We start from the raw sequence: 13,331 nt of genomic DNA on the forward strand, positions 1-13,331 counted from the left end.
CGCGCTGGAGTGTCCCATGAGTTTTACCGACTACAAAGTTGCCGATATGTCACTGGCTGAATTCGGCCGCAAGGAAATCCGCATAGCCGAAAAAGAGATGCCCGGACTCATGTACATCCGGGAGAAGTATCGCGCTTCCCAGCCCTTGAAAGGGGCCCGGATTGCCGGGTGCATTCACATGACCATTCAGACCGCCGTGCTGATCGAAACCCTGGTTGACCTGGGTGCGCAGGTGCGCTGGTCTTCGTGCAATATCTACTCCACCCAGGACCACGCCGCCGCCGCCATTGCCGCAGGCAATATCCCGGTTTTTGCCTGGAAGGGGGAGACGGAGGAGGAGTACTGGTGGTGTGTGCACCAGACCATTCAGGGCCCTGATGGCTGGCTGCCAAACCTGCTCCTTGACGATGGTGGCGACCTGACGGAAGTGGTGCATCGCGACTATCCCCAGCTGTGCCAGGAAATAAAAGGAGTATCCGAGGAGACCACCACCGGCGTTCACCGTCTCTACCAGATGATGGGCCGCAATGAGCTGAAATTTCCCGCCATCAATGTCAATGATTCGGTCACCAAGTCCAAGTTCGACAACCTCTACGGTTGTCGCGAATCCCTGGCGGATGGAATTAAGCGGGCAACGGACGTCATGGTGGCCGGCAAGATTGTGGTGATCTGCGGGTATGGTGACGTGGGCAAAGGCTGCGCCGATGCCATGGCGGGATTGGGAGCGCGGGTGCTGGTTACGGAAATAGACCCCATCTGTGCCCTGCAGGCCACCATGGAGGGGTATCAGGTGACGACCATGGATGAAGCCGCAGCCATGGGGGATATCTTTGTGACGGCCACCGGCTGCTGCGACGTGGTGACCGGCGAGCACATGCTGGCCATGAAGGATAACGCAATTCTCTGCAATATCGGACATTTCGATTCAGAAATTGACATGCGCTTTCTGGAGAATCCTGCCAATAATATCCGGGAGACCGGCATCAAACCCCAGGTGGATATGTTCACCTTTCCCGATGGCAAAACTCTTATCGTGCTGGCACGTGGACGGTTGGTCAACCTGGGCTGTGCCACGGGCCATCCCTCCTTTGTCATGAGTAATTCCTTTTCCAACCAGGTTCTGGCCCAGATCACCCTCTGGAATGACCACTACGATCTGGGGGTCTACACGCTGCCAAAAAAGCTGGATGAAGAGGTGGCCAATGCGCACCTGGCCAAGCTGGGCGCCAGGCTGACCAAACTGACCCCCAAGCAGGCAGAGTACCTGGGGATCCCCATTGAAGGCCCCTTTAAGCCCGAGCATTATCGTTACTGACGGGAATACCAACATGGAAAGCCGCCGGCTCAGCACAGAGCCGGCGGCTTTTTTTGTGCAGCCAGAGAATGCATGGTGAATTCATACGGTTTCCATGCGGTGAAACATCATTCTCAGTTTCTGCACCCCGAAACGGCAGGTTGTCTGCGCAGACACTGATGCCATGCTGGAATGGCGGAAATAGTTCTGCGCAGACTGTTTCGCTTGGCATTGCCCTCAGCTTGTTTATGAGTTTCTTTTGCCACTTTTTACCCGCAAAAAGTGGCGCAAAAGCGGCCCCCAGTGCTGTCCTTTTCAGCCGTCCGCTTGCCTGGAACTGGGGACCGCAAACAACCGCCCTCCGTGGCTTTTGGTTTGCGGTTGCCGCCGTCGTGGCGGCAACCCTGCGGGTCCATAGCGTTCCAGTCTTCGCGTCCTGGCTGGGCCAGCACACGGGGGAAAGGCAGAAGCAGGCCGTTCCCCCCTGAGCCCGTCCGGTGAGTGCGACGCCTGGCTGGCAAGACCCGAACGGGACACTCACAGGAAGTGAGTGGTCCGGCAGCACTGCAGGGATGCAGGGGTCAGGCGTGCCGGAAAAACGGGTTCATCCGGTTAAAGCGTACTTTGAATTATGGAGGGCCTTTATTCTGAGCTCGAAGAATTCCATATCTCTGTATCCATAGGCTTGCCTTTTGAGGGTATCAATTTTGTTGTTGATCCCCTCAAGTGGTCCTGTTGATATGGGGTGATCATACCAGTTCAGGATTCCCTCTCGGTGCTTCTCCAGCGTTTTGGCCATTTTCTTCAATCCTTTGATAGCTGATGCTTGAGCCCTGTTGATCCAGTCATCGAGGAATACCGTGGCAGTTACCTTGTCAGTTTGTTGCCATATCTGGCGGAGGTCTTCTTTCATGTAATAGGCAACCGCCAATGGTCGATTGGCCTGCAGGGCAAGTTCAAGGCGTTCATGATCACTGGTTTGCTCGCCAATGCTCTGCGGATTTTTGAGAAGCATCCAGCGAGTGCCTTTGAGAATGCTCTTGTCATGCTGACTTGTGAGCTCATGGTACAGCTCGCGGCGAATATCGGTAAGGCGTTCTATAATGGGCCCAGTAAATCGGACAGGGGTTTAAGTTTGGCAAAGTCATCGGAAGTGGCGTAGATTGACCTGATCCAAACATCACCTGGAGAGTGACTATAGTGCAACGTAAGACATTTACCAATGAGTTCAAAGCCAAGGTAGCCCTTGAGGCGCTGCGTGAAGAAAGACTGTTCAGGAGCTGGCTCAGGAGTATGAGGTTCATCCCCAGCAGATCAAGGAGTGGAAGAAGCGTGCTCTGGAAGCCATGCCTGATATATTCGATCGTCCCAACAAGAAGAAGGGCAAGGACAAAGAGGATCGCAATGTTGACGCCCTTTACAAGCAAATTGGCATGCTTCAGGTTGAGAAGGACTTCCTAAAAAAAAAGTATGTGCAACTCTACGGTCACGAGCCAAAAATGCCATAGAGCCAGGCCATAAAAACCTGAGCATACGGATGCAGTGCAAGTTGCTTGGCATCAGCCACTCGACCTACTATTACCAGTCACGTTCGTCGGCGCTGGAGGAATCTGATCTTGAAATACTGAAGGTTGTTCTCAGGGTGCTGCAAGACATTCCCACCTTCGGTTATCGCAAGATAGCCATACAGCTCAATGAGGAACATGATATGGCCGTGAGTTCCAAACAGGTGCGGCGCATTATGCACAAGCATGGGCTGCGTGCGATTTACCCCAAACCCAATCTTTCACGGGCCAACAAGCAGCACAAGAAGTATCCGTACTTGCTGCGAGGATTGAATATCTGGCTTCCCAACCAGGTTTGGGCCACTGATATCACGTACTTGAAGCTTGGCGCCAAGACGGTGTACCTGACAGCTATCATAGATCTGTTCAGCCGCAAAGTACTGAGCTGGCGCATCTCCAACACCATGGATACCTGCTTTTGCCTCGAAGCACTGGATGAAGCCATCAGACGCTATGGAGTCCCTGGGATATTCAACACCGACCAGGGAAGCCAATATAGCTCAGAGGCATTTACGCAAAGACTCAAGAGTCACGGCATCAGAATCAGCATGGACGGCAAAGGCAGAGCCCTTGACAATGTCTACGTAGAGCGCCTTTGGCGCAGTGTGAAATACGAAAACATCTATATCAAATGCTATGAGAACATGACCGAACTCAAGGAAGGAGTAAAGCGATACTTCACCTTCTACAATAGCAGAAGGTTTCATCAGTCTCTTGACTACAGAACACCAGACAAAATGTACATGTCAGTATTTAGAATAAAGGAGGAAAAGCTTGCGGCATAGGCTGCAATAAGAAAACTTAAACTTCCTCGAAATATGTCTGGACAACTGGGCCCACTTTATTCATTCATAAGCTTGACGACATGGAAACGATCAAACACCAACGCAGCAGATGGAAGGTGTTCGAGCACTGCCGACCGGTAAGCCGGACTCATGTCAGCAGCAACGGCTTTGATAGATGACTTGCGACGACCAAGGCGTTTCCAGAAACCATCAAGCGCTTCTGCCTGTTTGCCTGCTCCAACGTATACGACCCTGGCTGAACCAAGGTCAATGACGAGAGTAATGAAGCCATGTTTGCGTCCTGTGTATTTCTCATCAATGGCGATATACTCAAGCCCAGCAAGTGAAGGGCTACTGTAGTGATGATGCAGATACTGCTTGAAAATGGACTTGACCAGGTCCCAGCCTATACCAAGAAGCCGTGCTACATCAATGAGGGTCATAGCTTGGGCAAGGGAGACCACATACCGAGCAAATGCATGGGTGTAGGAACACCGTGGAGAGGCTATTTTCAGACTCACCCGCCTGACACTACCGCACTGAAGGCACTGGATGCGTGGAACGTGGACGTGCAACCAAGTGGACTTGATCCCCAAAGGCAAACCTCGTAACCGACGAATGCTACTGCCGCGTAATATGACAGAACGGCCAAGGCACGCAGGGCAGCGAATCAGCTTTTTACGGGGCCGGACATGGAAATTGATGGTATTGCCGCAATACTCTGTGCGGATGTAATCGTAGCCAGCAAGGCCGTAGGCATGGTAAAGAACACTGGTGAGCATGGTGCTTCTCCCGGAATTATTTGGTTGTAATCCCGATAAGTGGCACCATGCTCACTTTTTTGTCAATGTATCCTCAATACGGAAGAGCCATATTTTTCTCTGCATCGTTAAATGCGCTATTTGATGAGAGTATTACACTATTTCTATTTCTGAAAAACTCTTCTGCGACCTGATGGGAAATCCAAGCTCTACCGTCAAAGGCATTAATCGCAGCAAGCAAAGCTTCCCTAGTGTCTTCGTGGTACCTATAAAGATCTAAAAGCACGTTCGTATCAACTGTTAGAATTCCCTCTTTCCATATATTTCTAATCTCGTCATCACTTAGAGGGAAATACCACTTAAACAGTTCTTTCATAAAATCTCCGAGATGTGGAAAAATCTAACTATATTTAGAACTTATCCATAAATTACGCCGATTTTCCTGTATGTGATTATGGCTGCCGCAAGACACGTCAACCCGTAGTGAGTGACCTCAAGCTTCTCAAAGCGCACATGAATCTTCCTGAAACGGTTGAACCAGGAAATAGATGCTTCCACTATCCAGCGCCTCGCCTTCTTTGATGGGTCACGCTTCTTGTCCTCGATCTCTTCTTTTCGCTGCTTTACATGGGGTATGTATCCGCGCTGAAGAATGCTGCTGAGCGCCTGCTTTCCCTTGTAGCCACAATCTGCGCAAAGATGCTGCTCCTGCTCTGCAGGCTTCTCGAAGACTACGCCATCAAGAACAGCTTCAAGCTGGCTCACATCATGCCGGTTCGCTCCGGTTACGACGATGGACAACGGGACGCCACGACCGTCCACCAGGACATGACGCTTGCTCCCGTTTTTTTCCCCGATCCGTCGGGTTCTTCCCTACGGTTTCAAGAGCCATTGGTGCTTTGTACATTCCGCCATCTATGCTTTGCCACTCCCAGGCAATTCCCTCCATCTCGTCATACTCAGCCAGCCCTTGACGCCAAATAGCTTCGAATACACCGGCCTTACTCCACTCAATGAAGTACTTGTGCACGGCACTGGCGCAACCAAACTGCTCCTTGGGTATGGCTTTCCACTGGCAACCGGTGCGCAGCACATAGACAATGCCGGAAAACGCCATTCTGGGGTCAAGTCGCTTCCGTCCGCCACCAGGCTTGCGTTTGTAGGTCTTGTCAGGATCTCTTTGCTGGATTGGCAGCAAAGGCTCAACTCTTTGCCAGAAAGCATCTGAGACTTCCCATGATTGCACTTTAGACATAAATCACCGCCATGAATGATCTCTCACTGAATCATTCTATAGCAAACTATCATAATGGTCAATAATTATTTATGGACAAGCTCTTAGGCGTCAAAAGTGACGCTATGCACTTTCTCAAAAACCGTACAAAATGACGGATAAAAATGCCCGCCTGACTGTGCATCCTGTAACTCTTTCATGAAAATATGCTTTCCTGTCAGGCTTTTATCCGGGCCAGTATTTCCGTCAAATCCACAATTGGAAAGACCGTCTTCCTGATGCGTTGCATTGCCGCGCCAGTTGCTTCAGTCTGTATGATATCAGAATAAATGTTACAGGAATACCATTGACCTCCATGGAATTGACAGATGCGTGATTTTATTCCTGGAGCAGCTCGTTTAAACGCTCTGCGTTCAGATCGGCTCATGTACCCCAATCCGCTCCGCAGTTAATCCTCCTGCCTTTCCTTGGTGCCTTTGCGAGCTTGGCGAGAGGTATGTCTTTCTCTCTTTTTCCGTGCCTTCCGTGTTTTCCGATGGAGGGTAACAGCCAGCTGAAACCACGGATGAACACGAATAAACGCGAATCCAGAAGAGTGAAGCAAATCTCTCGCCCGTTCGCTACGCTCACCGGGGTTGCAAAGCCCGCCAAGGAAGGCAGGGGCGCACAGCGTACAGTGGGTGTCCTTAGTTCGCGGGGGCGTCGGGTCTGCATGGGGTTATTTCTCCAGACTGACGTGCAACCTCATTCCCAGAGCATTTGCCGCCTTGCCAAGGGTTTGCAGCGTGATTCCAAGATTCTCCGGGTCAAGCAGACGATTCAGCGAAGCACGGCTGGTGTGCATCTTCTCCGCCATAACCTTTTTGGTCACTTTCTTATCCCGCAGCTCCTGCTCTATCTGATGAGCAATAATTCGTTTCACAGCCACCAGTTCCACTTCCTGAAGAATACCCTCTTCCGTAAGGAAATCATCAAAGTCGCTGCCTATATGAGAATTTCGTTTACTCACCACATACCTCCTTCTGGCGCTTTCTGGCTAGGTCGATATCATTTCTTGGGGCCTTCTGTGTCTTCTTGATGAAACCATGCAAAAGGACGATTGAAAAGAGCGTACCTTTTTTGATTCGCAAGTCAAGGGGTCGCCGGGAGAGCTAAGTGAGAGTTTACCACGAATGGACACGAATATACGCGAATATGGGAGAGGGGAGACTTGTAACCACGGATGAACACGGATGACACAGATGCGCAAAGACAACGAGGCATAAAAACGTAACCGCTGAAGAAGAAAGGCATATTGTCCGCAGATTACGCAGATGAGCGCAGATAACGGCAAATACAAAAAGACGGTTCCTCACGCGTTTGCTGCGCTCACTCAAGTCGCAAAGCCCGCCAAGGAAGACAAGGGGCGCACAGCGCAAAGTGGGTGTCCTTTTCGTCTATTGCTGCTCGACCGTTTATAAGAGTGCAATTAATCCTGATCTAGCCTCATTATAATAGCGCATTACGTTTTCACTTGCTTGCCCTTTCCTGCCTTTGTCTGCGGTAAAAGAATGCTGCTATGCTTTCCCTCCGCAGCTTTGCATGAGACTGTGCCTTTCTCTGTGCCTTGGTGGACTTTGTGTGAGACATATTATCCCAACTGGCGGATGCGCGTTCGCTTATCCGCCCTACATCTATTCGCGTTTATTCGCGGCCATTCGCGGTAAACCCTGCCTTTCCTTGGCGAGCCTGGCGGCTTGGCGAGAGATATGTCTTTCCCTCTTTTTCCGTGCCCTCCGTGTTTTCCGTGGTTCAATCTCTCTTTGCCTTTTCCCCGCGCCTCTGCGTGCTCCGCGAGAAACCTGCCTTCACAGCTCCCTGCATCTATTCGCGTTTATTCGCGTCCATTCGCGGTAAAGCTCCCCCTGCCTTTCCTTGGCGAGCCTGGCGGCTTAGCGCGAGGCATATTTTCCCCTCTTTATTTCGTGGCTTCCGTGTTTTCTCCCCGTGTTATCACGCGGGAAAACATCTGCGCGAAGCGCTGGTGCGCGGTGGTGAAATCGGTGGCCGACAGGGGAGAGCGAAAGCGTTTATCCAGCATGGGGGCGCGGTCGCGCAGAAACTGCAGGGCCAGGGGAGCGCTGCCGCAGTGGGCGGCCAGGGCGCGCAGTTCTTCGGGTTCGGGCAGTTTCCAGAGGGTGTGGCGCAGTTCAAAGGGGATGCTGGCGCTGCACAGATGGGCCAGGCTGGTCAGCAGGGGCTGTATGCTGGTGCAGGTGCGGGTGATGTGGGCCATGTCGGCATCATTAAAGGCTTTGACGTCTACGGCCACAAAGTCCACCAGTTCCTGTTCCAGCACCTGTTTCAGGCGATGGGGCAGGGTGCCGTTGGTGTCGAGTTTGATCCGGATTTTCCGGCTGCGCAGCTGTTGCAGCAGGGTTTCAAGTTCCCGCTGAAAAAGGGGCTCGCCGCCGGTGATGGCGACGGCCCCGATCTGGTGCCGGTCAATGTATTCCAGCAGCTGGTCCTGGCGGCTCCTTCCGGGCTGTCCCAGGACGAGTGCGGGATTGTGGCAGTAGCGGCAGCGCAGGTTGCAGCCGTGGGTGAAGACGGTGGTGGCGATTTCACCGGGAAAGTCCAGCAGACTGACGGGGGTGAAATCGGCCACCAGGGTGGGCGTGTGGCTCATGGGTTGACCGCAAAGGTCTCCCGCTTGCCGAATTCCTCTTTTTTGCCTTCGTTCCAGTGGTTGGTGGGGCTGTGGTAGCCCACGACACGGCTGTAGATGTCGCAGGGGGTTCCTTTGACGCTGGCAAGCTGTTCTTCCAGTTGCTGAATCTGTGCTTCGCGCTGGCTCATGAGTGTGCTCCTGTCAGATTGATTTCGTGCAGGCCGTCCTGGCCTTTGAGTTCGGTAATCCGGGTCTGAATTTCCTGCCGCTGTTCCTGGGCGCAGTGGGGGCAGTGGGTGTGCTCGCCCTTGAGGTAGCCGTGAACAGGGCAGATGGAAAATGTCGGTGTGATGGTGATGTAGGGCAGGTGGTAGCGCCGGGTGATGGTGTCCAGCAGTTTGCCCACGGTGGTGCCGTCCTCCACGGCTTCGCCCAGGAAGATGTGGAAGACGGTCCCCCCGGTGTAGAGGGGCTGCAGCTGATCCTGATGGTCCAGGGCGGCAAAGAGGTCGCGGGTTTTCTCCACCGGTATCTGGGTGGAGTTGGTGTAGTAGGGGCGCTCTTCAGTACCGGAGGTGATGATGCCGGGAAGGGTCTGGCGGTCCTTGCGGGCCAGGCGGAACGAGGTGCCTTCGGCGGGGGTGGCCTCCAGGTTGTAGAGCACGTCTTCCTCCAGCTGGAACTGTCCCAGGCGCTCCCGCATGAATTCCATGACGCGACGGGAAAATTCCAGCCCTTCGGGATGGGTGATATCCACGCCGATAAAGTTCAGCAGCGCTTCGTTCATGCCGATGATGCCGATGGTGTTGAAGTGGTTTCGCCAGTACTCGCCAAAGCGCTGATGAATATCCTGCAGGTAAAAGCGGGAATAGGGGTAGAGGCCGTTTTCCGTCAGGCGCTCCAGGGCCTTGCGTTTGATTTTGAGGCTGTCGCGGGCCAGCTCCATCAGCTCGGCCAGCCGCTCAAAGAAGGCCGTTTCGCTGTCCACGCTGTGGGCGATGCGGGGCAGGTTGATGGTTACCACGCCAATGGAGCCGGTCAGGGGATTGGCGCCAAAGAGTCCGCCACCGCGCTTGTGCAGTTCCCGATTGTCCAGACGCAGGCGACAGCACATGCTGCGCGCGTCGTCGGGGCTCATGTCGCTGTTGACGAAGTTGGCAAAGTAGGGGATGCCGTACTTGGCGGTAGTCTCCATCAGCCTGCCCACCATGGGGTGCTGCCAGTCGAAGTCGCGGCTGACGTTGTAGGTGGGAATGGGGAAGGTGAAGACGCGCCCTTTGGCGTCGCCTTCCATCATCACTTCCATGAAGGCCTGGTTGAGCATGAACATCTCTTCCTGAAATTCCCCGTAGGTGCGTTCCTGGGGCTTTCCGCCTATGATGACCGGCTCGTCGCGGTGGGTGGAGGGGACGTACAGGTCCATGGTCAGGTTGGTGAAGGGCGTCTGAAATCCCACGCGGGTGGGGATATTCAGGTTGAAGACGAACTCCTGCATGGCCTGCTTCACTTCGGGGTAGGTCAGCTGGTCATAGGCGATAAAGGGTGCCAGGCAGGTATCGAAATTGGCAAAGGCCTGGGCCCCCGCGGCTTCCCCCTGCAGGGTGTAGAAGAAGTTGACCACCTGACCCAGGGCCGAGCGCAGGTGTTTGGCCGGCTTGCTCTCCACCTTGTCGGCCACGCCGCGAAAGCCGCGCACCAGCAGATCCTTCAGATCCCAGCCGCAGCAGTACACCGCCAGCAGCCCCAGATCGTGAATGTGAAAGTCGCCACGGGAGTGGGCTTCCTGCACCTGGCGCGGATAGATCTTATTGAGCCAGTAGCGGGCGGTGATGGTGGAAGAGATGTAGTTGTTGAGCCCCTGCAGCGCATAGGTGGTGTTGCTGTTTTCGTTGACCCGCCAGTCGCTGCCGCCCAGGTAGGATTCCACGATGCTCTCCAGACCTTCGAAGCTTTCGGTCATGGCCCGCATGTCGGCGCGCTGGTGGCGGTAGATGATATAGGCTTTGGCGGTTTTGGCGTGGCCACCCTCGATGAGAACCTTTTCCACGCAGTCCTGCACCTGCTCTACGGTGCAGGAACCGTACTGGCCGTACTGGTCCACCAGGGCGCGCAGCACCTGCAGGGAGAGGGCCGAGGCAATGTTACGGTCGCTGCCGCCCACCGAACGGGCGGCCTTGAAGATGGCAGTGGCGATGCGCTCCTGGTCGAAGGGGACAAAACGACCATCGCGCTTCATGACAGTAGTGATCATAGTTCAGGCTCCGTGGCTTCCGCCACTGTCCGTCCGCGAAGACGGCACATCATCCCGGCAAATATCCGGGCAGGCAGTGGCAGGGGTACGCATGTGATGAAAGAAATGGGTACGTGGGCCGCAGAGCGCTGGCTACAAAAGACGGGAACGTGAAGACAGAACTTCCATAGGAACATCCCTCCGCTGTGTGTTCTCGGGGCAGGTATCCTGGCTCGCCATCATCCTCAGCTCCGCCTTCCCGTGTTGTCACAGTGGCGCATGGAGCCTTGTCCGGCTTACAGTTGCGGGGGCAGCGACGGATTTTCACCGCACTTCCCTGAATCCCGGATCGATATAGTGCCCTGCCTCTGCGACCATGTCAACGGAAGATTTCCCACCCCCGGCTTCCCTTGATTGCCACGGGTTTCTGGAGTAGTATCTGCCCATCGGACTCGTATTTTTTTATCCATCTCGAATATCAGGAGGCATTCCATGCATGAAAAAAGTATAGCTCTGCTGAACAAGGCCGTATCTGAAGAAATCGCCGCGCTCCACCAGTATATGTATTTCCACTTTCACTGTGACGACCAGGGCTACGACCTGCTGGCCGGGCTCTTCAAGCGCACCGCCATCGAAGAGATGATCCACGTGGAGCGTCTGGCCGAGCGCATCCTCTTCCTGGGTGGCGACGTGGAAATGAAAGCCGGCTCCAACGTTATTCCAGAACAGGACGTGAATAAAATGCTGGAAATGGCTGCCAAAATGGAAGAGCAGAGCGCCATGGACTATAACCGCTGGGCCAACGAGTGCGGCACCAACGCCGACTCGGTCTCCAAGAAACTCTTCGAGGATCTGGTCATGGATGAAGAGCGTCACTACGACCAGTATGACAACGAAATCGACAACCTCAAGCGTTTTGGCGAAAACTACCTGGCCCTGCAGTCCATTGAGCGCAGCAAGAGCCGCAGCGCCGGACAGCCCGCAGAGTAAAACCCCTCAGAACATGTATATCCAGGGAGCGTCAGCCGGCGCTCCCTGTTTCTTTTGCTGGCCACGGCACCCCTTCACCCCTGCGACAGCCTCACCCACAGCACTTTCCTGCTGAAATGCCCGAATACCCTTGACAGAGGATCGAAAAAAGCGCTAGAAAGTTTGCGTAAACTAACATGATCGCCCGTGCCTCCACACTCACCAGAAGGTGAAGCAGCGTGAACGCGACGCACCCGGAAGAGCGACTGGAAGAGGGCATCCATGTCAGATCAGAATCCCCACGACATCTACCGCAACCACCACAAGGATATCCTGCGCTATTTCTCCAGCCGCGTATCCTCTTCCGGAACAGCGGCAGACCTGACCCAGGAAACCTTCCTGCGCCTGCTGCGCAGCTCCATCTCCCTGCTCAATCCCAAAGCGTACCTGCTGAAAGTTGCCCACAATGTACTGATCGACTACTATCGATCCGCGAGCCACATGCCCGTGGAGGATATCAGCCCCGAAGAACTGGAAAGTGCCATGGGCCGGGCTCCCTCAGCCGAAGACACCGCTTTGTCCCGTGAAGAGCTGGCAATCCTCATGGATGCCATCGCGGAACTGCCCCCCAGGGCCAGGGAGGTCTTCCGGCTCAAGCGCCTGGAAGGGTTGAGTTACAGCGAAATCGGACAACAGCTTGGCATCACGCGCAGCACTATCATGGAACATATGGCCCGCGCCCTCACCCACTGCACCAGACGCCTGGATGAGTACGCCACGCAACAGGAGAAATCATGAGCCAGCACCCGGAGACCTCCTTCACCCCGGACCTTTCATCACCCCAGAAACAGAGTCCAGACGAGCAGGCCATCGCCTGGCTTGTACGCCTGCAGGACGACCAGGCCAGCGAAACCGACCGCCGCGCCTGGTCCGCGTGGATGGACCAGAACCCCATCCACGCCCAATCCTGGCGGAAAATACAGCGCATCTGGCACGGCATGGAGGACCTGGCCCCGCGCCGGGCCAGCACCACCTTTCGCCACCGGGCACTCCGGCAACGCGCCTGGTCCACCCTGGCCACCGCCGCCGCCGTCCTTCTGGTGGTCGCAGGCATCACAAGTATCAGCCTGCACCACTCTCCCGGTCTGCACTGCCTGGGCGCAGACTACTGCACCCGTGCCGGTGAGCTGCGCCAGATTACCCTGGCAGACGGCTCCCGCATCTCCCTGGGGGCCGCTTCGGCCATCAGCGTCCAGATGGAAAACCACCAGCGCCAGGTAACCCTGCGCCATGGCGAAGGGTTCTTTGACGTTGCCCCCGACACAACTCCTTTCCGGGTAAAAGCCGCCGCAGGCGAAGTCCGCGTGCTGGGCACCAGCTTCAACCTGCGCCTTGAGCCCGCTGGCGCCAGGGTCGCCGTGGCCAGCGGCCAGGTGGAAGTTGACACCCTGGGGCACCAGGTAACCCTGAACCCCGGCCAGGTACTGCACTACGACACCAGCCGTCTCCAGCGCCTGCCCGACGTGGATGTCAACAGCATCGGCCTGTGGCGCCAGAAGCGCCTGCTCTACCAGAACACCCCGCTGGGTGAAGTCCTGCGCGACCTGGAGCGCTACCACAGCGCCCGCTTCAGCGTCGACCCGGACGTGGCCGCCATCCCGGTAACCGGAATATTCAGCGCCAGCGACCCCGAAGCAGCCCTGCACAGCATCGTCAACAGCTTTCCCGTGCGCATGAGCCGCTACACCCATTTTTTCATCCGCATATCCGCCAACTGACTGATGCCGCAACCGCACGAAACAACAGGGGCTCACCCTCGCCATAAGCATTAGCTTCGTTGAAT

The 13,331-nt window shown here is 55.1% G+C and carries 13 protein-coding genes, 2 pseudogenes and 1 riboswitch; of the genes and pseudogenes, 6 read left to right on the top strand and 9 right to left on the bottom strand.

Annotated elements, in window-relative coordinates:
* Nucleotides 1–16: 16 nt before the first annotated feature.
* Nucleotides 17–1,315 (top strand): adenosylhomocysteinase, encoded by a 1,299-nt coding sequence (ahcY, locus tag SELIN_RS11775; protein ID WP_013506879.1) that lies wholly within the window; start codon nucleotides 17–19, stop codon nucleotides 1,313–1,315.
* Between the two features lie 583 nt (nucleotides 1,316–1,898).
* Here ahcY and SELIN_RS11780 read toward each other — a convergent pair.
* A pseudogene (locus SELIN_RS11780) lies at nucleotides 1,899–2,393 on the bottom strand (ISL3 family transposase); the annotation flags it as partial.
* Nucleotides 2,394–2,640: 247 nt separating this feature from the next.
* Here SELIN_RS11780 and SELIN_RS15150 point away from each other — a divergent pair.
* Both SELIN_RS15150 and SELIN_RS11790 read left to right on the top strand, forming a co-directional pair.
* Complete coding sequence (locus SELIN_RS15150; RefSeq protein ID WP_156788072.1) at nucleotides 2,641–2,802, top strand: hypothetical protein; 162 nt, start codon at nucleotides 2,641–2,643, stop codon at nucleotides 2,800–2,802.
* A gap of 23 nt (nucleotides 2,803–2,825) precedes the next feature.
* Complete coding sequence (locus SELIN_RS11790) at nucleotides 2,826–3,644, top strand: IS3 family transposase (protein WP_232218762.1); 819 nt, start codon at nucleotides 2,826–2,828, stop codon at nucleotides 3,642–3,644.
* A 59-nt stretch (nucleotides 3,645–3,703) separates the two neighbouring features.
* Here the strand turns inward: SELIN_RS11790 and SELIN_RS11795 are convergent.
* The 8 genes and pseudogenes from SELIN_RS11795 to SELIN_RS11830 form a co-directional block, all read right to left on the bottom strand.
* Nucleotides 3,704–4,426: pseudogene (locus SELIN_RS11795) on the bottom strand (ISL3 family transposase); the annotation flags it as partial.
* A gap of 73 nt (nucleotides 4,427–4,499) precedes the next feature.
* Nucleotides 4,500–4,781, bottom strand: a complete 282-nt coding sequence (locus SELIN_RS11800; RefSeq protein ID WP_013506880.1) for a PIN-like domain-containing protein — start codon at nucleotides 4,779–4,781, stop codon at nucleotides 4,500–4,502.
* A gap of 41 nt (nucleotides 4,782–4,822) precedes the next feature.
* A protein-coding gene (locus SELIN_RS14875; RefSeq protein WP_013506402.1) for an IS5 family transposase occupies nucleotides 4,823–5,660 on the bottom strand; the annotation gives its coding sequence in 2 pieces (ribosomal slippage) (nucleotides 4,823–5,254 and nucleotides 5,256–5,660; 837 coding nt in all).
* 697 nt (nucleotides 5,661–6,357) lie between these two features.
* The gene (locus tag SELIN_RS11815) at nucleotides 6,358–6,648 is read right to left on the bottom strand and encodes a helix-turn-helix domain-containing protein (RefSeq protein WP_013506881.1); all 291 of its coding nucleotides are present in this window, start codon (nucleotides 6,646–6,648) and stop codon (nucleotides 6,358–6,360) included.
* Entirely contained in the window at nucleotides 6,641–6,769 is a 129-nt protein-coding gene (locus SELIN_RS15550; protein ID WP_083806045.1) for a type II toxin-antitoxin system RelE/ParE family toxin, read from the bottom strand. The genes SELIN_RS11815 and SELIN_RS15550 overlap by 8 nt, the downstream gene beginning before the upstream one ends.
* Before the next feature lie 827 nt (nucleotides 6,770–7,596).
* On the bottom strand, nucleotides 7,597–8,307 hold the full coding sequence (locus SELIN_RS14225) for an anaerobic ribonucleoside-triphosphate reductase activating protein (protein ID WP_013506882.1): 711 nt from the start codon (nucleotides 8,305–8,307) through the stop codon (nucleotides 7,597–7,599).
* On the bottom strand, nucleotides 8,304–8,477 hold the full coding sequence (gene nrdD / locus SELIN_RS15155; RefSeq protein ID WP_013506883.1) for an anaerobic ribonucleoside-triphosphate reductase: 174 nt from the start codon (nucleotides 8,475–8,477) through the stop codon (nucleotides 8,304–8,306). The genes SELIN_RS14225 and nrdD overlap by 4 nt, the downstream gene beginning before the upstream one ends.
* Nucleotides 8,474–10,540, bottom strand: a complete 2,067-nt coding sequence (locus tag SELIN_RS11830) for a ribonucleoside triphosphate reductase (protein WP_013506884.1) — start codon at nucleotides 10,538–10,540, stop codon at nucleotides 8,474–8,476. The genes nrdD and SELIN_RS11830 overlap by 4 nt, the downstream gene beginning before the upstream one ends.
* Before the next feature lie 180 nt (nucleotides 10,541–10,720).
* A riboswitch (cobalamin riboswitch) is annotated at nucleotides 10,721–10,913 on the bottom strand.
* Nucleotides 10,914–11,011: 98 nt separating this feature from the next.
* Between SELIN_RS11830 and SELIN_RS11835 the strand changes: the two genes are divergently transcribed.
* The 3 genes from SELIN_RS11835 (at nucleotide 11,012) to SELIN_RS11845 (ending at nucleotide 13,266) form a co-directional block, all read left to right on the top strand.
* Nucleotides 11,012–11,509 carry a bacterioferritin gene (locus SELIN_RS11835; RefSeq protein WP_013506885.1) on the top strand — a complete coding sequence of 166 codons (498 nt, stop codon included), beginning with the start codon at nucleotides 11,012–11,014 and terminating at the stop codon, nucleotides 11,507–11,509.
* Nucleotides 11,510–11,770: 261 nt separating this feature from the next.
* Complete coding sequence (locus SELIN_RS11840) at nucleotides 11,771–12,286, top strand: RNA polymerase sigma factor (RefSeq protein WP_013506886.1); 516 nt, start codon at nucleotides 11,771–11,773, stop codon at nucleotides 12,284–12,286.
* Nucleotides 12,283–13,266 (top strand): FecR family protein, encoded by a 984-nt coding sequence (locus SELIN_RS11845; RefSeq protein WP_013506887.1) that lies wholly within the window; start codon nucleotides 12,283–12,285, stop codon nucleotides 13,264–13,266. The genes SELIN_RS11840 and SELIN_RS11845 overlap by 4 nt, the downstream gene beginning before the upstream one ends.
* Nucleotides 13,267–13,331: the final 65 nt, after the last annotated feature.

Origin of the sequence: Desulfurispirillum indicum S5, assembly GCF_000177635.2 — a bacterium.
GTDB classification, from domain to species: Bacteria; Chrysiogenota; Chrysiogenetes; order Chrysiogenales; family Chrysiogenaceae; genus Desulfurispirillum; species Desulfurispirillum indicum.

What these genes read in the sequence shown, in the direction of transcription:
- nrdD (WP_013506883.1), bottom strand. Translation starts at nt 8,477, where the DNA reads ATGAGCCAGCGCGAAGCACAGATTCAGCAACTGGAAGAACAGCTTGCC.
- SELIN_RS11840 (WP_013506886.1), top strand. Translation starts at nt 11,771, where the DNA reads ATGTCAGATCAGAATCCCCACGACATCTACCGCAACCACCACAAGGAT.
- SELIN_RS11800 (WP_013506880.1), bottom strand. Translation starts at nt 4,781, where the DNA reads ATGAAAGAACTGTTTAAGTGGTATTTCCCTCTAAGTGATGACGAGATT.
- SELIN_RS15150 (WP_156788072.1), top strand. Translation starts at nt 2,641, where the DNA reads ATGCCTGATATATTCGATCGTCCCAACAAGAAGAAGGGCAAGGACAAA.
- SELIN_RS11835 (WP_013506885.1), top strand. Translation starts at nt 11,012, where the DNA reads ATGCATGAAAAAAGTATAGCTCTGCTGAACAAGGCCGTATCTGAAGAA.
- SELIN_RS11830 (WP_013506884.1), bottom strand. Translation starts at nt 10,540, where the DNA reads ATGATCACTACTGTCATGAAGCGCGATGGTCGTTTTGTCCCCTTCGAC.
- ahcY (WP_013506879.1), top strand. Translation starts at nt 17, where the DNA reads ATGAGTTTTACCGACTACAAAGTTGCCGATATGTCACTGGCTGAATTC.
- SELIN_RS14225 (WP_013506882.1), bottom strand. Translation starts at nt 8,307, where the DNA reads ATGAGCCACACGCCCACCCTGGTGGCCGATTTCACCCCCGTCAGTCTG.
- SELIN_RS11845 (WP_013506887.1), top strand. Translation starts at nt 12,283, where the DNA reads ATGAGCCAGCACCCGGAGACCTCCTTCACCCCGGACCTTTCATCACCC.